At 60.1% G+C, this 17,054-nt stretch carries 22 protein-coding genes, 1 tRNA gene and 1 pseudogene; 13 read left to right on the forward strand and 11 right to left on the reverse strand.

Going from position 1 to position 17,054, the window contains the following annotated elements; genetic code table 11:
• The first annotated feature begins 295 nt into the window (after positions 1–295).
• Together NKJ12_RS12465 and NKJ12_RS12470 are read left to right on the forward strand one after the other, a co-directional pair.
• On the forward strand, positions 296–472 hold the full coding sequence (locus NKJ12_RS12465; RefSeq protein WP_352478410.1) for a hypothetical protein: 177 nt from the start codon (positions 296–298) through the stop codon (positions 470–472).
• Between the two features lie 4 nt (positions 473–476).
• The gene (locus NKJ12_RS12470) at positions 477–719 is read left to right on the forward strand and encodes a DUF982 domain-containing protein (RefSeq protein ID WP_352478412.1); all 243 of its coding nucleotides are present in this window, start codon (positions 477–479) and stop codon (positions 717–719) included.
• Positions 720–1,329: 610 nt separating this feature from the next.
• On the opposite strand, the gene NKJ12_RS12475 is transcribed toward NKJ12_RS12470, so the two are convergent.
• The gene (locus NKJ12_RS12475; protein WP_352702918.1) at positions 1,330–1,491 is read right to left on the reverse strand and encodes a DUF6894 family protein; all 162 of its coding nucleotides are present in this window, start codon (positions 1,489–1,491) and stop codon (positions 1,330–1,332) included.
• 201 nt (positions 1,492–1,692) lie between these two features.
• Here NKJ12_RS12475 and NKJ12_RS12480 point away from each other — a divergent pair, with 201 nt between their 5' ends.
• From NKJ12_RS12480 to NKJ12_RS12490, 3 genes are all read left to right on the forward strand, one after another.
• Positions 1,693–1,953: a hypothetical protein gene (locus NKJ12_RS12480; RefSeq protein WP_352478416.1), complete on the forward strand. Its 261-nt coding sequence runs from the start codon at positions 1,693–1,695 to the stop codon at positions 1,951–1,953.
• 99 nt (positions 1,954–2,052) lie between these two features.
• Positions 2,053–2,289 (forward strand): DUF982 domain-containing protein, encoded by a 237-nt coding sequence (locus NKJ12_RS12485; protein WP_352702920.1) that lies wholly within the window; start codon positions 2,053–2,055, stop codon positions 2,287–2,289.
• A gap of 80 nt (positions 2,290–2,369) precedes the next feature.
• Entirely contained in the window at positions 2,370–2,549 is a 180-nt protein-coding gene (locus NKJ12_RS12490; protein ID WP_352478420.1) for a YodC family protein, read from the forward strand.
• Positions 2,550–3,066: 517 nt separating this feature from the next.
• On the opposite strand, the gene NKJ12_RS12495 is transcribed toward NKJ12_RS12490, so the two are convergent.
• Positions 3,067–3,339, reverse strand: a complete 273-nt coding sequence (locus NKJ12_RS12495; protein ID WP_352478423.1) for a hypothetical protein — start codon at positions 3,337–3,339, stop codon at positions 3,067–3,069.
• An 81-nt stretch (positions 3,340–3,420) separates the two neighbouring features.
• Here NKJ12_RS12495 and NKJ12_RS12500 point away from each other — a divergent pair, with 81 nt between their 5' ends.
• On the forward strand, positions 3,421–3,648 hold the full coding sequence (locus tag NKJ12_RS12500; RefSeq protein ID WP_352506240.1) for a hypothetical protein: 228 nt from the start codon (positions 3,421–3,423) through the stop codon (positions 3,646–3,648).
• A gap of 36 nt (positions 3,649–3,684) precedes the next feature.
• Here the strand turns inward: NKJ12_RS12500 and NKJ12_RS12505 are convergent, their stop codons facing one another.
• Positions 3,685–4,356, reverse strand: coding sequence for a Crp/Fnr family transcriptional regulator (locus NKJ12_RS12505; protein ID WP_352478425.1), 672 nt, complete (start codon positions 4,354–4,356; stop codon positions 3,685–3,687).
• Positions 4,357–4,580: 224 nt separating this feature from the next.
• On the opposite strand from NKJ12_RS12505, the gene NKJ12_RS12510 reads away from it, so the two are divergent.
• The 3 genes and pseudogenes from NKJ12_RS12510 to NKJ12_RS32260 all read left to right on the forward strand — a co-directional run.
• Positions 4,581–4,742 (forward strand): hypothetical protein, encoded by a 162-nt coding sequence (locus tag NKJ12_RS12510; protein ID WP_167522729.1) that lies wholly within the window; start codon positions 4,581–4,583, stop codon positions 4,740–4,742.
• Positions 4,743–6,943: 2,201 nt separating this feature from the next.
• The gene (locus NKJ12_RS12515; protein WP_352702922.1) at positions 6,944–7,660 is read left to right on the forward strand and encodes a pentapeptide repeat-containing protein; all 717 of its coding nucleotides are present in this window, start codon (positions 6,944–6,946) and stop codon (positions 7,658–7,660) included.
• 577 nt (positions 7,661–8,237) lie between these two features.
• Positions 8,238–8,361 (forward strand): annotated as a pseudogene (locus NKJ12_RS32260) (DUF4326 domain-containing protein); the annotation flags it as partial.
• Positions 8,362–8,826: 465 nt separating this feature from the next.
• Here the strand turns inward: NKJ12_RS32260 and NKJ12_RS32265 are convergent.
• Entirely contained in the window at positions 8,827–9,294 is a 468-nt protein-coding gene (locus tag NKJ12_RS32265) for an alpha/beta fold hydrolase (RefSeq protein ID WP_502905707.1), read from the reverse strand.
• 90 nt (positions 9,295–9,384) lie between these two features.
• Positions 9,385–9,461: transfer RNA gene (locus NKJ12_RS12530), tRNA-Met, on the reverse strand.
• Positions 9,462–9,697: 236 nt separating this feature from the next.
• Here NKJ12_RS12530 and NKJ12_RS12535 point away from each other — a divergent pair.
• On the forward strand, positions 9,698–10,657 hold the full coding sequence (locus NKJ12_RS12535) for a Gfo/Idh/MocA family protein (protein WP_254819113.1): 960 nt from the start codon (positions 9,698–9,700) through the stop codon (positions 10,655–10,657).
• Positions 10,658–10,671: 14 nt separating this feature from the next.
• Here the strand turns inward: NKJ12_RS12535 and mnmA are convergent, their stop codons facing one another.
• Positions 10,672–11,862 carry a tRNA 2-thiouridine(34) synthase MnmA gene (gene mnmA, locus NKJ12_RS12540; RefSeq protein WP_352690905.1) on the reverse strand — a complete coding sequence of 397 codons (1,191 nt, stop codon included), beginning with the start codon at positions 11,860–11,862 and terminating at the stop codon, positions 10,672–10,674.
• A 261-nt stretch (positions 11,863–12,123) separates the two neighbouring features.
• Here mnmA and sciP point away from each other — a divergent pair, with 261 nt between their 5' ends.
• On the forward strand, positions 12,124–12,399 hold the full coding sequence (sciP, locus tag NKJ12_RS12545) for a CtrA inhibitor SciP (RefSeq protein WP_023679563.1): 276 nt from the start codon (positions 12,124–12,126) through the stop codon (positions 12,397–12,399).
• A gap of 57 nt (positions 12,400–12,456) precedes the next feature.
• Here the strand turns inward: sciP and NKJ12_RS12550 are convergent, their stop codons facing one another.
• Both NKJ12_RS12550 and NKJ12_RS12555 read right to left on the reverse strand, forming a co-directional pair.
• Positions 12,457–12,813, reverse strand: a complete 357-nt coding sequence (locus NKJ12_RS12550) for a zinc-binding dehydrogenase (protein WP_352702925.1) — start codon at positions 12,811–12,813, stop codon at positions 12,457–12,459.
• Complete coding sequence (locus NKJ12_RS12555) at positions 12,791–13,321, reverse strand: NADP-dependent oxidoreductase (protein ID WP_352702927.1); 531 nt, start codon at positions 13,319–13,321, stop codon at positions 12,791–12,793. The genes NKJ12_RS12550 and NKJ12_RS12555 overlap by 23 nt, the downstream gene beginning before the upstream one ends.
• A 93-nt stretch (positions 13,322–13,414) precedes the next feature.
• Here NKJ12_RS12555 and NKJ12_RS12560 point away from each other — a divergent pair, with 93 nt between their 5' ends.
• Positions 13,415–13,810 carry a winged helix-turn-helix transcriptional regulator gene (locus NKJ12_RS12560; protein ID WP_352508998.1) on the forward strand — a complete coding sequence of 132 codons (396 nt, stop codon included), beginning with the start codon at positions 13,415–13,417 and terminating at the stop codon, positions 13,808–13,810.
• A 62-nt stretch (positions 13,811–13,872) separates the two neighbouring features.
• Here the strand turns inward: NKJ12_RS12560 and NKJ12_RS12565 are convergent, their stop codons facing one another.
• Positions 13,873–14,250: a flagellar export protein FliJ gene (locus NKJ12_RS12565; RefSeq protein ID WP_023719275.1), complete on the reverse strand. Its 378-nt coding sequence runs from the start codon at positions 14,248–14,250 to the stop codon at positions 13,873–13,875.
• 451 nt (positions 14,251–14,701) lie between these two features.
• Here NKJ12_RS12565 and ctrA point away from each other — a divergent pair, with 451 nt between their 5' ends.
• Complete coding sequence (gene ctrA, locus NKJ12_RS12570) at positions 14,702–15,397, forward strand: response regulator transcription factor CtrA (RefSeq protein WP_006203583.1); 696 nt, start codon at positions 14,702–14,704, stop codon at positions 15,395–15,397.
• 105 nt (positions 15,398–15,502) lie between these two features.
• Here the strand turns inward: ctrA and NKJ12_RS12575 are convergent, their stop codons facing one another.
• Together NKJ12_RS12575 and chpT are read right to left on the reverse strand one after the other, a co-directional pair.
• Positions 15,503–15,871: a response regulator gene (locus NKJ12_RS12575; RefSeq protein ID WP_254819118.1), complete on the reverse strand. Its 369-nt coding sequence runs from the start codon at positions 15,869–15,871 to the stop codon at positions 15,503–15,505.
• Positions 15,872–16,109: 238 nt separating this feature from the next.
• A complete protein-coding gene (chpT, locus tag NKJ12_RS12580) occupies positions 16,110–16,739 on the reverse strand; it encodes a histidine phosphotransferase ChpT (RefSeq protein ID WP_254819119.1) in 630 nt (209 codons plus the stop codon).
• Positions 16,740–17,054: the final 315 nt, after the last annotated feature.

Raw genomic sequence — 17,054 nt, forward strand, 5'->3', positions numbered from 1 at the left:
TATAATCACTGCGGCCCCGGCCTTCGGACTGTCAGTCGCGTTCGACCTCCACGAATAGTCCTCCCGGCAGCCCATTGGTTCGACCTCAGGTGTACGTCGGGACGACCGATCCGGGGTTGTGGGACCAAAGGCGGATCGAGGCGCGCTCTATAGGGTCGAGAGGGCAGGGGGTCCTCGCGCGAGCCAGTAATCCGATCCCCTGCTGAGAAATTTCTACCAAACATTCCGCCCATCATTCAAAGGAACAAATCCGCTCGCGGTGCAGTTCGGTCCTTTTAAGCATGCAGGCCGGAACATGGCTGAAATCGATAAAGCCAAACAGAAGGTTATTGCCGAAGTTGTGCGGCGGTGGATCACTTCAGAGGTAATCCGCAATCACCTTCGCAACCTGCTAAATCTGCCCGTAGAACGGGAGCTGCCGGCTGAGCAAAAGCATTTGCTGCAGGAACTTGATAGGGCCGACAAAGAGTGACTGTATGGCACTCCATTGGTTCTCCCCTCCGGTCCCCGTCAAGACCGAGCGTCCCGGGACCCTTCGCAACGTCAACAACGCCGAGACAGCCGGCGAGGAGCTGCTGAAGTGGACGAAGCGTGGCCCTTGCTGGGACCTCGCGGTGAGCGTTTGCATGGCCGTGATATTCGACGAGATGGAAGCTGAGGAGGCCCGTAAGGCATTCCTGGCTGCCGCTAAGGAGGAGGGTAGGCTTTTTCCTGATTAGCAGGTCGCATCGCTCTTCGCGCGAGCCAAATTCGATCACCGGCCCAGACATCTCTACCAAACATTCCACCCCCTCTAATTATCCCTCAATGGCAACCCATTGGTTCGTCCCTCCCGTGTTCGTGAAGACTGAAACCGGCGACAGGCATGGCTGCAACAATGCGAGGGCAGCCCTTGAGCAACTCAAGAGGTGGACCCGCAGAGGACCCGCTGGCACAAGGCGGTGAACCTTTGCCTGTCAGATCTAGAGAGCGATCCGATTGACCCTCAGGTGGTACGAAAGGGCTTTGAGGCTGCCGCCAAGGAAGCCAAGGTGTATCTCTCACCAGAGTAGGAACCCTCCACTCGTGTTCATCGAACCGGTTCGCCATCCGGTCCAGCAGCTTACGGGATGCCGCAATTACGCGGCGGGTTTCATCAAGTGAGAGCCGAAGGTCATCGATGTCTGTGCGCGCGCGACGCTCATTCAACCGAGAACTGTCTATTTGTAAGCGAGAGCTGTCTATCAAGTGATACCAATCGGAAACCATCTTTGCAGAGCTAGCGCGCCCGCATCTCAAACTTGATCATAGCCTCTAAGAACGTTTCGTTGGACTCGTCGCGAACGGTCATCACAAATTCTCGAAAGGGCCATCCGGCAGCTTATCCTTGGTAATCTCAACCAAGGCCTTTACCGCCTCCGCCTTTGCAGCTTCGAGGTCCGGGAGATCGGTACCAACAACGTCAAGGAAGACTTTGCCAGTGTCGGTGAAGTCGAAGAAATAGCGCGGCATCCCTACAAACACAGTAACGCGAGAATGGTTCACGCTTGCGTTGCGATTGGCTGTGCAGCGGGCGCTGGCCGCTCTAATGCGCGCAACGCTAACGAGCGTGACCTGACGTCTAATGATGTCCGCGACATTTGGTTAAAAACGTACCCGCCAAGACTCATCGCCCCGATCGGCTTAGAGTTACTTCCGAAAGGAAGCGCTCTCATGCTGCCATTGCCCCACGCCGTCGATCCAAAAGTAGTTGCCGAGATCAACAATCTTCTAGACCAGTACGCCGGGGCGGTACCGGTGCCCGTTCACAAGCTCGCCGCGGTTGTCCGGCTGCGCCTCAGAAGCCATCTTTCCATCGCGACTATTGAGGCGCTGATCGTGGACGAAGCCGAGTGTCGCCACCTGCCCATGCTGTTCGAACTGCCGGCAACACATGCGGCTGTAGTTTCATCTGCTCTGGGCCGTGCGATTTGAAGTTTAGGCGCTCTGCCCGTCTGGCAACGAAAAGCGGACCTCAGGTTCGCGAAGCGGTATGCCCACGGTCTTCGATGATGAGCGCAGAGCGGCCCCCTCATGGCAACCCATTGGTTCTCCCCTCCGGTGTACGTCAAGACTGACCGACTTGGGGTCACCTACGGCTGCAACAATGTCGAGGGTGCCGCCGAGGAACTCATGAAGTGGACCGAGAGGGGACCGAAGTGGAATCTGGCGGTGCAAGCCTGCAGCGACGCCTTTGAGGGCCGGGTGTCACCCAGGGATGTTCGTAAAGCCTTCGAGGCCGCTGCCGAGGAGGAGGGGGTGCTACGCTAAATCTAGCTAGGTCTCCATTCCGCTTTCCACCGCGTCCCACGTCTGATTACTGGTCGTTCTCAAACATTGGGAGAGAATTTATGTCTGATTTCAAAGTTGGCGATGTGGTGGAGCTAAAGTCTGGCGGTCCTAACATGACGATCAACGAGGCGCAGAGTGCCGGCGGGTTTATGTGTCAATGGTTCAACAACGACGGCGGGGCGTACAAGCTTGAGACCGTCAGGATTAAAGGTGAAATGCTCAAAGCCGTGCCGAAGTAGTCGCCGCGCCTTCCTGACAGGGGGTCCCACGTTGCCTTTGATTGTTACGAACGGAGCATTGCTTGATGGCGCTGATCTTGGAGAACGTTACCAAAGCCCAGAACCTCATGAGCAAGATCGGCCCACCCATCTGCCGATGTGGGCTTATCACGGCAGCAACTTCGCGGGCATGTGCCTAGAGTTCGATACTGCTGACCTCATGATCAGTGACTTCCATGCAGAGAAACTGCGCCCGGTGACCTATGCGCGCGCAACGCTCTGCCATCGCTCACGCTCGCCGACATGGGGGCGCAGCATCTCGAAGAGGCGGTGATTGCTCGCATCACGCGCAAGCGCGGTGAATGGGCTCACGAGAAGGAATGGCGCTTCGTTACTGGCCAAGCCGGGCCTAAGCACTTTCTCGACGATGCGCTTCGTCGCGTGTGCCTGGGTCCCCGTGTCAAACCTGAACACGCCGCGCGGGTATGCGAGGTGATGGACCGGCGACCGGTGGAGGGGGGAAATCAGGGGTTTTGAACTAGCGTTTCGCAGCATTAAGCCAGCTAGGCCGCTGGGCGAATGCGAGCGGGTCGGCATCGGCAAGTTCGATCCCGTGGAGGACCTGTTCGCGGAAGCGGAACTGAAGCAGTTTCTGACGGTGCCATTCGAGGCACTTCTTGAGGAATGCCGCCGAACCGCTTCGAGGCCGAACATGGAGGCAATGGCCGGGATTGATCTCGCCGGCAGCAACAGAAACGCCATTTACTTCTGGACGACCTATAAGCTCCGGAGCGGCCGTGAGGTCTTTCACAAGCGTTACTTCGACCGACGATTGCGCCTTGTCCTCGGGAAGGACTAAGTGGGGCCAGAAGACGGGATCGGGAGCATTGCCGTGGAAGGTTTGGACGAAGACACTCGGAAACGGCGGGAGACGCTGACTGCAGTTCAGTATGGCGGGATTTATCCCCCTCACGAAGCGTTCTACATCCAGTCGATCATCTACGCCGAGCCGGCTTTCGCCCTAATGGCCGAGCGTGGCACAGGACGCTATGTCGGGAGCGCCTTTATCACCTTGAACCGGGAGATGCGGGAACGCTTCACTTGCGGCCGAGGAGTATGAAACGTGCGGTGCCCCCCGCCGCAGCGACAGCCTTCGCTATTCCTTCTTGTCGACCAGCGCCCGTAGTGCCGAGACGTCATGCAGCAATAACCTGCTGCCGCGCTTTTCGATCAGGCCTCTCTTGGCGAGGTCGCTCATTTCGCGCGAGACCGCTTCCCTGTGCGTGCTCATCGTTGCCGCCAGCTCGGAATGCGTCGGTGCCGGGCTTATGGACACCTCGCCGTCCACGAGTGCGGCTTTCTCCGCCCGATGCAGGATCTCGACGATCAGCCGTTTTCGCACGACCAGAGTGCTGTATTCGAATACCCGCTCGGTCATGCGCCGGAGCTGGGCAGACAGATGCTCAAGCAGCACCCAGGCAAAAGTCGGGTGGGTCATCACGATATCCCGGAATGCTGTGCCGGACAGCCGTGCAGCGCGGGTTGCCTCCAGCGCGACTACGCTGGCAGAGCGTGCAATCCCGTCAATGCCTCCGAGCTCCCCGAAAATGTCACCCGGTTCGACATCGCGATACGCTATCTCCCTGCCGTCCGCTGAAACCAGTGTCACGCGAGCACGTCCTTCCAGCAGGAAGAAGACATCGCGACCAGTGTCGCCGTGGGAAATGATTAGCTCGTTGTGTCGATAGCTGCGCTCGTGCCACCGTTTGGTCAGCGCGGCCAGGTCGGCATCGCAAAGTCTTGAGATGAAGGCCAGAGAGCCTGTCACAACGGTCTCTTGTTCAATCAAGTGTACTTCACCTTACTCCCTATCCAAGGAAATTTGATGGCCGTAGGTCCCGCTTTCCGGGATGCAAACTGGGAGCGGATTTCGCCAATGTTTTCCCCGGTGTGGGAATTCCCACAGCCGAGCCTGGTTCGACTGTCATATCCTTGTTGCAACGTCAGGCCCGCCGGCTCGTGCGCAAGCCGGCGAAGGGAAAGGGAACAGTCATGAAATTCTTGGCTCCCGTCACAAAACTTGCTGCGGGGTTTCGCAAATTCGTCGCGCCGCGCTACCGCCCGGAGCTTTATTACATGCGTGGCCCGGGGCCAGCCACCGCCCGCCGTATGGGCACGCCGCGGCAAAACCAATCCATCGACCACTACGCCTAATTTGCCTCGCGGACGCCTGACGCTCTCGCCCGGAGTGCCGTTCGCGCCGTTCCGTACCGGTCAATTCAGATCAATGAAGGGAGGATCTGATCATGGTTATAATTCATGCTGCCGCCATTGGTCCATTTCGCAGGTGGTTACGCCTCCGCGCCGAGCGAAAAGCTCTCTTGTCGGCAACGGACCAGTTGAGCCGTTTACCCGATGACGTCCTTGGCGACATCGGCATCTCACGTGACGAAATCATGTGCGATTTGCGAAGCCGCGCCATCCGTCATGCGGAGGCAGGCGCGGCCGGCACGACGATCGAGCGCACCAGGATCGCTTCGGCCTCGATCCCGAAACGGTTGGCCGCCGGCAGTGGCTACGCCTCGGCCGAGATCCCCTTTGGCTGGTCCACGAGCGCGCGATCGAGCCTTACATCGAGGTTTCGACAAGCAGCGGCGCGCGGACGGGACCTTCGAACGGCACTACACCTGCGACCCCAAGGACTGGATGTTGACCGACGGGAGCTGGGGAGGATCTCAAAATGATCATGTCAGTTGTTAAGTCCCTCGCGCCTGTGACGCTCGGCACCGTGCTGATCGCAATCAGTCCGGCTTCATTGTCGGCTTCTGACGCCCAGGACCTCGCGTTCGCTCACGCTGACATGCCAATCAAACAGCTGAAAGACGTCTATTTGGATTGCGAGCGGGGAGGCCGCCGGTGCGCTGGGGACGGACGATGTGATGTACTGTTCGATGCGCGAGTTCCGACTAGGCGCGCGATAGCAGTTTGCGCATAATCAACGATGCATGGCCTTCTGCACCGTGCGACGCGGCCCTGCGATCGACCACTTCGAACCATGTTTGGACCGCGCACTTCGCCGATCAGCGCAGTAACCAACCCGCGGAGTTCCGCGAGCGACAGCCTTCAAACGAATCAGTCGGTGGTAGCGTCACGCATAGGGTGAATCACGAACGCGCTCGCCTGCAAACCCCTTCGCCCGGAAATCTGCCCCGGTTACGCGGTTCGCCAGCAGACTGAGAAGGAGCGGCTTCAGCCGATCGCCGATGCTATTTGTTATCTTTGTGCCGAATGGCAGCTTTGCGCCCCGATTTCGGCCGTTCGACTATATCGTTCGAACTCCCGAAAGCTGTCGGGGCTCCGGCCCTCTCAAACCCTCCACCGCCGTTGTCGCGCATGTGCCGCGTGCCACCTGCCGTGCTTTCAGCGAGCCGACCTTACCTCCAGTCTGGAACCTAGCAGTCGCCCAACTGGTTCAACCTTCCGCCACGGCCGGGCAGGGGAGGGCGTGCAAAACGGTAGGCGCGACCTAAGAAACGGTCGCGGTTCGAGTCGGTAGAGGGATACCGCCAATACAGTGCTGTGACCGAGTTCGTTTGCTGACGGGGCCTCTTAATCAGCGCAAATAAGTCCGACTCCGGACTCTGCAACCAGTTTCAGCATAAATCACTACTAGTCGCGATCTGACCAAAGCCCCGCCGGAAAAAAACGGCAAGGCCTTTTCCACGGCAGGTTTGGCGAAGCGCGGAAGGGCACTCGGCCGCCCACGTAACCGGCGTGCACGGTGAAGACGAGAAGGACGCTCTTCCAAGCGCGGAGTTCGAATCCTCCCTCACCGAAAACGGCGTATTCGCGGCACGTCAGCTTACGACACAAATATGCGGGGTTGATGGTTCGACCTGGTAGATGGCAGAGATCAACTTCGGCCTCGCTAAGCGAAGTCGTGGGGTTTATCCGACAGCGGAATCAGGATACGCGACGAGCACCCCGTGCCGGGTCAACCTCGCCGTCGGCAAGTACCGATCGGTGCGGAACCAAGCGGATTCACGCTTGTCGGCAGCGGACGCCGGCGGTGGCGATCAGCACCCGAGCAGGCTCCTCATTAGCAAGACAAACGTCCAGAGCGGAGGCCAATCTTGGCACGCGACTGCGCCATCCTGAACGACCGCTCTCCTCGGCTTAGTCAAACATACCTGCGGAATGATGCGCCTGGCCGGTGACAAATGAATCTCTGCTGGACCGCGGATGATATGGGGAGGCGCTCGCAAATCGCGCCCTACGCGCGGGTTGATCGGTTGATTAACATCAAAGCTTGAATATCAGAAATGCGCCAACTGTGACGGCGGTGGTCACCGTGGCTCGAGTGTCAGCAGATGTGGTAAGGTTGAGTGTCGGCGAGTGGCAGAGGTCGAGCAACAATGACTTTGAGGCGAACCAGAGCTTACGGCGCATCCGGCTTGGTTCTAGCGGTTTGCACTGTGTTTGCTTGGCAGAACGCCACTGCCGCTCAAAATTGCGACGCAGCCGCGACGCCTGGCGTCAATTGGCACGAGTGTGACAAGAAGCTTCTCATCCTAGAAGGACAGGACCTGAGCGGGGCGAACCTGTTCGGTGTTGATTTCACTTCGACCGACCTCAGGAACAGCAATCTCGTTGCCGCAAATCTTGAGAAGGCAACGCTTGTGCGTGCTTCCTTGGCCGACTCGACCGCCAAAGGCGCCCGGTTCGACAGAATCGAGGGCTACAGGACCGACTTCAGCCGTATGGACGCGCAGGGCGCTGCGTTTGCGAGCGCGGAAATGCAGCGCTCGAATTTCCAGGACGCCAATCTGACCAATGTTGATTTCACAAAGGCAGAACTGGGGCGTGCGCAGTTCCATGACGCCGATATCAGCGGCAGCCGCTTCTCGTTTGCCAATCTCGCACGGGCGGACTTCCGAGGAGCGACGTTCACCGCGCCGATAGACTTTGACCGCGCCTTTTTCTTTCTGACCCGTATCGAGGGCGTCGACCTTTCCAATTCGGTGGGTCTGTCCCAGTGGCAGATCAACATGGCTTGCGGAGACGCCCGGACCGAGTTGCCTTCTGGCTTGACGAGGCCTGAAGATTGGCCCTGTCAATTCCAGCAGGAATAGTTGTCGGCAAGCGAACCGCGGCAATGCTACGCCCGACAGGATGAAACTGAGAACCCCCTATGTCATCGTGTGCGCTATATAACTTTTGCGACAGCCGGGGGCGGATGAATGGAATCGGGCGTATTTCTCCACTACCCACGCGGTCCGAGGCGGCAGAAATGGGGCCGAGCAGACCGTCCGCTGCTAGGGTACCCAGCACGCGAGCGGACATGTGAGACCTCGGTGCGAAGATCCGGGATCAGGCCCATTGCGGACGTACGTGTTGGTTCGCCTGTTGGCGCTGAAGCGCCTTATCGTTCAGTCTCGCGGCACACATAGATCAAATGAACCGTATCGTCATCGATCAATGTGCTCGACACCAGTTGCAGCGGAGGCCTTGCTTGCCCCTGCCGAGCACGAACGGCCTCACGTGCAGGTGATATTCCTCGATCAGGCCGGACTGGAGGGCATGGTATCGAAGCGCATCGGCAGCGCCTGGCTGAACTGGATACGGATGTCCAGCGGGATGACGCCCAGGAACTCGCGGCGCTCCTCGACGGCCATCTCGCGCAGATCGTGAGCGTTGACCGTTGAGGTGCAGGCGCTGCTCGCCGGCCTTTCTGCGCGTCGGCGCCGATCCCGATATTGAGGCGCTGGAGCGAACATGCCAGTTCGTCGCCGAGAACGCCGACGAGCTGCGCAACAAGAACCTCGCCTGCTGGCGCCTTGGAGTGAAAGAAACGAACCCCCTCCCTCGCTCTTGGCCCGTAGTTCCAAGCAGGCACTTGCTGGCGGACCTATTGAACCAAAAGACCTAGCAACGAACTGAAATCGACAGGGTCCCTTCATAGCGGAATTAGTCGCGCTAGGGGCCCGTAAGTCACCGTGTCGGGCCTTGGCGCACAATGGCATGTGGATAGCTAAGTTTGACCCGCGGCAAGCGTCGCTGGATGGTCACGAGAGGGCGCCACTCGCACAGTCCTAAGCGACAGCGCACACTAGGCGCGCTGCCACCGCTATCGAGACATCGCCGTCACAGCTACCGCACCGATTTTGCAGCGTCGATGATCACGTCTGCGACCGAACGAGGTTTGGTCAACATGATCAAGTGATTGCCCTCGAGCTCGGTGATATGCGCTTTGATGGCCTTGGCCATCGAACCTTCGAACGCCGGCGGGATCGCACCGTCAGCCTTCGCAACCACGAACCAACTGGGCTTGGTCTCGGACGCCGCCCGGGTCAGCCGTTCGTCGAAGAGACGGGCCGCCGATGGCTGCTGCGTCGCCGCGAGAACCGCAACCTCCTCGGGCGTCGCGTCCTGAGCGAAATACTTGCCCAGCCCCTCCTGGGGTACGGTCAGGAAGTCGCCGCTGTCCTTCTGCAGGGGTCGACGTCCAAGGCGCCGGCGGACTTCCCGCCGTAGCGCTGGTGACTGACTGGCCCTTCGGCAGGGCGAAGGCGGCAACGTAGACCAAGGCTTTGATCTTGTCCGCCGTTCCGCCCTCGGTGATCACCATTCCGCCCCAGGAGTGGCCAACGAGGATCACATCTCCCGGCGCGGCCTCGATGGCCCGTTCAGTGGCAGCGACGTCGTCTGCAAGCGAGGTCAGTGGGTTCTGGACGGCAACGACGCGAAGTCCGGCGCTCTGCAGCAATGGAAATGACCTTGCTCCAGCTGGAGCCGTCTGGGGGGCGCTACCACATATGCATGATTTACTAGTTATTTCAGTAACTTATTCGATTTTTGGTAGCGGGAGAGGGACTTGAACCCCCGACCCCAGGATTATGATTCCCGTGCTCTAACCAACTGAGCTACCCCGCCAGGGCGGCGAAGGCCCGAAATCCAGCTTAAATCGGCAGGCATATCGGCGCGTTCGCCAAGGTCGCGCGGATATAAGGTTGCGAGGCCAAGCCTGTCAAGCATCGAAGTGGCTGCCGCGCCGGCATATTGCTGGCGCCTAAAGCTTTGCCGGGCAGACATTTGGGCGCAAAGGCCGGGGTTGAGTTCAGCGAGGCACGTCGCTATGTCTCGGCCACGAAAGCCATGGTCATGAATTGATGAAACCGCGCATTGCAGTCCTCGGTTGCGGATACTGGGGCAGCAACCACATCCGCACCCTAAAGGCGCTCGGCGCGCTGCACGCGGTTTCGGACGTCAACCCCGCGCGTGCGGAGGGTTTTGCCAGCGAGCAGGATTGCCTGGCGATCGAGCCGGAGGCGCTGTTTGCCCGCGACGATGTCGACGCCATTGTCATGGCGCTGCCGCCGCAGTTCCATGCCGACATGGCGGTGCGCGCCGTGCTCGGCGGCAAGGACGTGCTGGTGGAGAAGCCGATCGCGCTGACGGTGGCCGATGCCGAGCGCTCGGTGCAGGCGGCCGCCGATAATGGCCGTGTCTTCATGGTCGGCCACGTGCTGCGCTTTCATCCCGCCTTCGAGACGCTGAAGGCGCTGATCGACAATGGCGAACTCGGCGAAGTCCGCTACATCCACTCGCATCGGCTCGGGCTCGGCAAGTTCCACACCGAAAACGACGCGTTGTGGGATCTGGCGCCGCACGATCTGTCGATGATCCTGGCCATCACCGGCACCGAACCGGTCGAGGTGCGCGGCGAAGGCGCTGCCCTTCTCGACAATCTCAGCGACTTTGCGCATCTGCATATGCGCTTTCCCAGCGGCTTGCGCGGCCATCTGTTCGCCTCGCGGCTCAACCCTTACCGCGAACGGCGGCTGACCGTGGTCGGCACCAAGGCGATGGCGGTGTTCGACGATGTCGAGCCGTGGGAGCGCAAGCTTGCCGTCTACCGCCATGCGGTGTGGCAGGACAGCGGCCAATGGGCGTTCACCGCCAACGAGCCGTCCTATGTGGCGGTCGGGGAGGGCATGCCGCTGACGCGCGAGCTGGAGCATTTCATCCACTGCATCGAGACGCGGGCCGAACCGCGCACCAGCGGTGAGGAAGCCATCCGCGTGCTGCGCATCCTGACCGCCGGCACCGTTGCCCACACCAGACCCTAAAGAGAAAACGCCGTCTATTCGGCGGGAACCCGCGCCGGCTGGACGGCAAGCCGCGTCAGCATCGCCTCGGCTTCGGCGCCGCGCTCGGAGCGCTCGATGAAGCCGCCGCCGAACACGCGCGCCTCGTTGCCGTCGTCGGAATAGAGCACGCAGGCCTGACCGGGGGCGATGCCGGACTCGCCGTCAACCAGCTCCACCGAAGTGACGCCGGCGCGGTGATGCAGCACCGCCGGGCGCGGCGGCCGCGTCGAGCGTACCTTGGCGAAAAGCTCAAGCCCGGCCGCCGGGATATCGGTCAGCGGGCCATCGCCCAGCCAGTTCATGTTGCGCAAGAAGATCTTGTGGGTCTCCAGCGCCTCGCGCGGGCCGACGACGACACGGGCCCGGTCGGCGTCGAGATGGACGACGTAGAGCGGCTCGCCGGAGGCGATGCCGATGCCGCGGCGCTGACCGACGGTGTAGCGCAAAATGCCCTCGTGGCGGCCAAGCACGCGCCCGTCTATATGGACGATATCGCCCGGATTGGCGGCAGCCGGCTTCAGCTTGGCGATGATGTCGGAATACTTGCCCTGCGGCACGAAGCAGATGTCCTGGCTGTCCTGCTTGGCCGCAACCGTCAGGCCCATCTCCTCGGCGATGGCGCGAACCTCAGGCTTCGACAGGCCGCCGAGCGGAAAACGCAGATAGTCGATCTGCGCCTGGGTGGTGGCGAACAGGAAGTAGCTCTGGTCGCGGTCGGCGTCGACCGGCCGGTAAAGCGCGCGATGGGCGCCATTGGCGCCGGAGCGGATGTAGTGGCCGGTGGCCAGCGCATCGGCGCCGAGTTCCTTGGCGGTCGCGAGAAGGTCGGCGAATTTCACCGTCTGATTGCACGAGACGCAAGGGATCGGCGTTTCGCCGGCGACATAGCTTTCGGCGAACGGGTCGATCACCGCCTTGCGGAAGCGCTCCTCGTAATCGAGCACGTAATGCGGGATGGCGAGCGTCTCGGAGACGCGGCGGGCATCGTCGATGTCCTGGCCGGCGCAGCATGAGCCGGCCCGGTGCGTTGCCGCGCCGTGGTCATAAAGCTGCAGCGTGACGCCGACGACGTCGTAGCCCTCGCGCTTCAGGAGGCCGGCAACGACCGACGAATCGACACCGCCCGACATGGCGACGACGACGCGGGTGTTTTCGGGGCGTCCGGGAAGATCGAGGCTGTTCATGGTTCTTTCGTTCTGCGCGGCGCTTCAGTGCCAATGGCCGGAATATAGGTCAAGCGTCTCGACTGCGCCAGCTTTGCCGGGCCGGTTCATTTTTCCTGCCGGGTTCAACGCGCATGCCGGCAGATGTTTCAAATGCCGATGAAAAGGCTAACGCCGCGTTCATGATCCTTACCTAACCATTAGGGTCTGCTTAGGCAAATTTTAAAGCTGTGGCGGTAATGTGGTGGGGATTGGGTCTTTGAGTTTTTTGTAGAGAGTACGATGACCGATCTAATTAGACCGCGAGTCAAATATGTTATCGGGCCAGACGGCAGCCCACTTACCATCGCCGATCTGCCGCCGACAAACACACGTCGCTGGGTTATCCGGCGCAAGGCGGAAGTGGTGGCGGCGGTGCGTGGCGGGCTTTTGAGCCTCGAAGAGGCATGCCAGCGCTACAAGCTCACCACCGAGGAATTCCTGTCCTGGCAGGCGTCGATCGACGAATACGGCCTTGCCGGCCTGCGCACCACGCGCATCCAGCAATACCGGCATTAGGCCGGTAAGGGCGCTGATCAGCGCCCTTACGTTTGCGAGGGGCGACGATCTGCAATTTCAGACCGTCAGCACCACCTTGCCGATCGGCCTGGTGGCGAGAAAGGCATGGGCGGCACCGGCCTGTTCGAGCGGAAACGCCTTTGCCACGTGGACGGCCAGCTTTTTCGCGTCGATCAATTTGCCGAGCTCCACCAGGGCGGCACGGTCGGGCACTACGGACATGCGCTCGACGCGGACGCCTCGCGTCCTGGCCTTTGCCTTGGTGGCATCGCTGACATCGAGCAGCGACACCAGAACGCCGCCAGCGGTGAGCACTTTCAGTGATTGCTCCGCATGCACGCCGCCGAACGGGTCCAGAACCAGATCGATGTCGCGGGCCTTCCCGGTGAAATCATCCCTTGTGTAGTCGATCACCTCGTCGGCGCGCCTTGGCGATTTGTACCGCCAGATGGCCGACGCCACCGGCTCCGGCGTGGATCAGCACGCGCTTACCAGGTTCGAGCCGGCCATGGCGAACAAGGCCTTGCCAGGCCGTCAGGCCGGCCAGCGGCAGTGCGGCGGCTTGCGCGTGATCCATGCCTTCAGGTTTCGGCGCAAGCTCATCAGCCGGGACAGCGGCGAGTTCGGCGTAGGCTGCCGCCTGTTTGGGAAAACGCGTCATGCCGAACACGGCGTCGCCGACCTTGAGGCCGGAGACGCCGGAGCCCAGCGCCTCGACAACTCCCGAGACGTCCCAGCCAAGGACAAAAGGCGGCTCGCCAAGCAGCGGATAGTGGCCGCCGCGCACCGCACCATCCACCGGATTGATGCCGGCCGCCTCGATGCGGACGAGCACTTCGCCGGCCTCGGGTGATGGCGCGGGGCGATCGGCAATGACGAGGACGTCGGGTCCGCCGAAGGAATTCTGGACAATGGCACGCATGGAAGGCTCTCCTGCTGGTTTTGATGTGCCGCTATCATTTGGATAGTTACATTCTCTTGTCTAGTATGTACCTTTTTGATATATACGCACCTCATGGATAGTGAAGATGTTTCCCCTTTCGGCTATGACGCCTTTCGGCGGTCGTGCCCGTCACACGCCGTGCTCGAGACGCTCGCCAGCAAATGGGTCTACCTGGTGATCTGTGCGCTGCGCCCGGGCCGGCTCCGCAACGGCGAATTGGCGCGCAAGCTCGAAGGCATCACGCCGAAAATGCTGACGCAGACGCTGCGTATCCTGGAACGCGACGGGCTTGTGCGGCGCGAGGTTTTCCCGGTCGTTCCGCCGCGGGTCGAATATGAGCTGACCGAACTTGGCAAGAACCTGGCAGGACTGCTCAATCAGATCAGAGCCTGGTCGGAGCAGCATGTGCCCGACATCAAAAATGCGCGCGCACGGGCGGCGGAACAGCAAGAAGATCTGGGTGCCTGAGGCGGGCACAGTTCGGTGCGCAGCAATAGCGCGCAAGCGCGACGCGCGTTAAAGTCTTGTTTTCAGCCGATCATGGCGCTGCGACCGCCGGCTTCCGTGTCGCGCGCCTTGGTGTCGCGCGATTCCAGCATCTCGGCCTTGGAAAGCTCCGCTTCGGCTTCGCTCAGCAATGATTCGGCGACATTTCGCTGCTGGGCGAGGTCGCTTTGCGAATTTCTAAGGTTGTCGCGGCGTAGACGTGCCGCCTTGGCGAAGGTCGGATAAGCAAAGTGATTGATGTCGGTGATGCCGGCCTTCTTCTCTTCGGCAGCGATCTGAAGTTCCAGCTCGACGGCCATGCGCTCGAATTCGGCGATCATCATGTCGAGCTGCAGCAGCTGCCGCCGCTTCTCGCTCACCTGAAATTGCTTCAGCCGAACGAGGTTTTCACGTGACTTCATGATTCGGTACTCCCGGAAACGCACACCTGCACATATCGTCCAATTCACCCGGCACGGCCCAGGCCTGACCCGTTTCCACCGGCTTTCCCGGAACTATGGGAAACAAACTCCTAAAGTTTTTTGCCGGCGGTAACCATTCGTTTACGGGCATTGTTAATCATACGGCTCAGGACTTAAGGGCGGGTAAAAATTCTGCTTCTCGTCGCGAAACCCGGCCAGCGAGTCCGAAGAGTCACTTAGTCTGGCTTATTAATGTGCCGCATTAACGGTTTGGGTCTGTGATTCGTTATTGGATTCAACAAGGTGTAGAAAGGGGTTAAAAAATCTGATACCGTCACGGACGGGGAATTAGGTTTTATTAACCATTCGATGGCAGCCTCTGCTCAGGGCAATCACTGCTCCGGTCCTGGACGGGTCGTGAAATGGTCCGGCAGCAGAAAAGGGGAATGAAATGCGCGTTCTGCTGATAGAAGACGACAGTGCAACCGCACAAAGCATCGAGCTGATGCTGAAATCAGAAAGTTTCAATGTCTATACGACGGACCTTGGCGAAGAGGGCGTCGATCTAGGCAAGCTTTATGATTACGACATCATTCTCCTCGATCTCAATCTCCCCGACATGTCGGGCTATGAAGTTTTGAGAACGCTTCGCCTTTCCAAGGTGAAGACGCCGATCCTCATCCTCTCCGGCATGGCCGGCATCGAGGACAAGGTGCGCGGCCTCGGCTTCGGCGCCGACGATTACATGACCAAGCCCTTCCACAAGGACGAACTGGTCGCCCGCATCCATGCCATCGTGCGGCGTTCCAAGGGCCACGCCCAGTCGGTCATCACGACGGGCGACCTGGTGGTCAATCTCGATGCCAAGACCGTTGAGGTCGGTGGCCAGCGCGTGCATCTGACCGGCAAGGAATATCAGATGCTGGAACTGCTCTCGCTGCGCAAGGGCACCACGCTGACCAAGGAAATGTTCCTCAATCATCTCTATGGCGGCATGGATGAGCCGGAGCTGAAGATCATCGACGTCTTCATCTGCAAGCTGCGCAAGAAGCTTGACGCCGCGTCTGGCGGGCAGAATTACATCGAGACCGTCTGGGGCCGCGGTTATGTGCTGCGTGAGCCCGAAGATATCCGCGTCAGCGCCTGAACTAGGGGCGTGATCCCAAGGTGGGTGCCGGGTTTTTCGGAAAAGAACCTGGCAAAACAACAAGATAGAGCCGATCCGATTTTGGTCGGAATGGAACAGCTCTGATCAGGCGGCAACCTTCAAGGCGCGGAAGCACTCGAGCAGTTGCGGCCGGTTGAACGGCTTCAGCAGGTAGCCCTGGGCGCCGGCTCGTTTTGCCCGCATGATGGCCCCGACATCGACCTCGACCAGCGAAATCAAAACCTGCGGCAATACCGGGCTTTCGATGGCGCGCACGCGGCGGATGAGGTCCTGCGCCTGCATGTCCGGCAAGGCGCCGTCGACGACGATGATATCAGGCATGTCGGCCGCGCACATCTCGATCGCCTCGTGGCCGCTGGCGGCTTCGATCACCATCATGCCGGAACCGCCCAGGATACGCCTTGCGACCTTCCTGATGACGCTCGAATTGTCGACGAACATGCAGCGTTTCATTCCCGGACCCTCTTGCCGTTTGGCGAACCGGCAGCGTCGTGGCATCTGCCGGGGAACATAGGCCGATCTGGTAAAGAAGCCGAAAAGCCGTTAGGTAAAATTTTCCTGAAGGTGTTTTTAGTGAAATCTTCTTTCGCAATGCTTCACGCAATCAATCCGCAAGCGCGTCTCACAGATATTAAGACCACGCCGTAAATATGACTTGGAGAAAATACTTTCCCCGCTCTTTCGGAGAACTTCAGGCTGCGGAAAGGACGATCTCGTCGGCGGTCGCGTGGATCGAAATCGTCATGTTGGCTTCGCGGGCCAGGAGCAGCGTGTAATAGGGCTGCACCGAATGCGCGTCGATCGGCTCGTCCGGCCTGTTGCCGGAATGCAATTCCAGGAATTTGGGCGGCACGCGCAGCATCGGGCCGCTCGCCGCGAGCGCAAAGCGCGGCTCGGTCTCCAGGTTCTCCAGCGTGACCGCCAGCCTGCCGCCGCGCGGAATGGCGGCGTTGGCGACGAGGATGAGATTGAGCAGCAGCTTGACCTTGTTCTTGGGCAACAGCGCACGGGTCCCGTTCCAGACCAGTTCCGGCTTCTCGTTCTTCAGGAAGGCGATGGCCACGGCCTCGGCATCCCCGGTGTCGATCAGCATGCCGGCGGAACCGGCGGCGCCGAAGGCGATGCGGGCGAATTGCAGGCGGGCGGAAGCGTTTTTGGCGCTTTGGCGGATCAGTTTCATGGCGTCTTCGTCGGCGCCGCCCTCGTCGAGCAGCTCAAGCCCGTTGTTTATGGCGCCGACCGGCGAAATGATGTCGTGGCAGACCCGGCTGCACAAAAGCGCCGCCAGGTCGGGTGCGGAAAGGGTGAAAAGCTCGGCCATCGGCAAAAATCCCTGCAAATTTCACAACACAATGACCGGGCGGTCATGATCACGCCTGTCAACACGAATCACGCTCTCTCCCAAGCATTCTGAATACACAGCGCTTATGCGTGCAGCAACAAATCCAAAATTTTGATTGTCGAAAATGGTGTGTTCACGCAGCAGGGTGCTGCGCGGGCGATGCAAAACAGCCTTCGAACCGCCATCTTCATGTGAGAGTTTAATGGTTGAAAAAGGATTACGGCATAGTTTGCCCCTAACAGTCATCCTTAACGGCCGCCAAAGAGCCGTACGGATGCGAGGCGTCGGCGAAAG

Origin of the sequence: Mesorhizobium sp. M0195 (assembly GCF_040322115.1) — a bacterium.
Classification (GTDB): Bacteria; Pseudomonadota; Alphaproteobacteria; order Rhizobiales; family Rhizobiaceae; genus Mesorhizobium.

What these genes read in the sequence shown, in the direction of transcription:
- NKJ12_RS12465 (WP_352478410.1), top strand. Translation starts at nt 296, where the DNA reads ATGGCTGAAATCGATAAAGCCAAACAGAAGGTTATTGCCGAAGTTGTG.
- NKJ12_RS12470 (WP_352478412.1), top strand. Translation starts at nt 477, where the DNA reads ATGGCACTCCATTGGTTCTCCCCTCCGGTCCCCGTCAAGACCGAGCGT.
- NKJ12_RS12475 (WP_352702918.1), bottom strand. Translation starts at nt 1,491, where the DNA reads ATGCCGCGCTATTTCTTCGACTTCACCGACACTGGCAAAGTCTTCCTT.
- NKJ12_RS12480 (WP_352478416.1), top strand. Translation starts at nt 1,693, where the DNA reads ATGCTGCCATTGCCCCACGCCGTCGATCCAAAAGTAGTTGCCGAGATC.
- NKJ12_RS12485 (WP_352702920.1), top strand. Translation starts at nt 2,053, where the DNA reads ATGGCAACCCATTGGTTCTCCCCTCCGGTGTACGTCAAGACTGACCGA.
- NKJ12_RS12490 (WP_352478420.1), top strand. Translation starts at nt 2,370, where the DNA reads ATGTCTGATTTCAAAGTTGGCGATGTGGTGGAGCTAAAGTCTGGCGGT.
- NKJ12_RS12510 (WP_167522729.1), top strand. Translation starts at nt 4,581, where the DNA reads ATGAAATTCTTGGCTCCCGTCACAAAACTTGCTGCGGGGTTTCGCAAA.
- NKJ12_RS12515 (WP_352702922.1), top strand. Translation starts at nt 6,944, where the DNA reads ATGACTTTGAGGCGAACCAGAGCTTACGGCGCATCCGGCTTGGTTCTA.
- NKJ12_RS12535 (WP_254819113.1), top strand. Translation starts at nt 9,698, where the DNA reads ATGAAACCGCGCATTGCAGTCCTCGGTTGCGGATACTGGGGCAGCAAC.
- mnmA (WP_352690905.1), bottom strand. Translation starts at nt 11,862, where the DNA reads ATGAACAGCCTCGATCTTCCCGGACGCCCCGAAAACACCCGCGTCGTC.
- sciP (WP_023679563.1), top strand. Translation starts at nt 12,124, where the DNA reads ATGACCGATCTAATTAGACCGCGAGTCAAATATGTTATCGGGCCAGAC.
- NKJ12_RS12555 (WP_352702927.1), bottom strand. Translation starts at nt 13,321, where the DNA reads ATGCGTGCCATTGTCCAGAATTCCTTCGGCGGACCCGACGTCCTCGTC.
- NKJ12_RS12560 (WP_352508998.1), top strand. Translation starts at nt 13,415, where the DNA reads ATGGATAGTGAAGATGTTTCCCCTTTCGGCTATGACGCCTTTCGGCGG.
- NKJ12_RS12565 (WP_023719275.1), bottom strand. Translation starts at nt 14,250, where the DNA reads ATGAAGTCACGTGAAAACCTCGTTCGGCTGAAGCAATTTCAGGTGAGC.
- ctrA (WP_006203583.1), top strand. Translation starts at nt 14,702, where the DNA reads ATGCGCGTTCTGCTGATAGAAGACGACAGTGCAACCGCACAAAGCATC.
- NKJ12_RS12575 (WP_254819118.1), bottom strand. Translation starts at nt 15,871, where the DNA reads ATGAAACGCTGCATGTTCGTCGACAATTCGAGCGTCATCAGGAAGGTC.
- chpT (WP_254819119.1), bottom strand. Translation starts at nt 16,739, where the DNA reads ATGGCCGAGCTTTTCACCCTTTCCGCACCCGACCTGGCGGCGCTTTTG.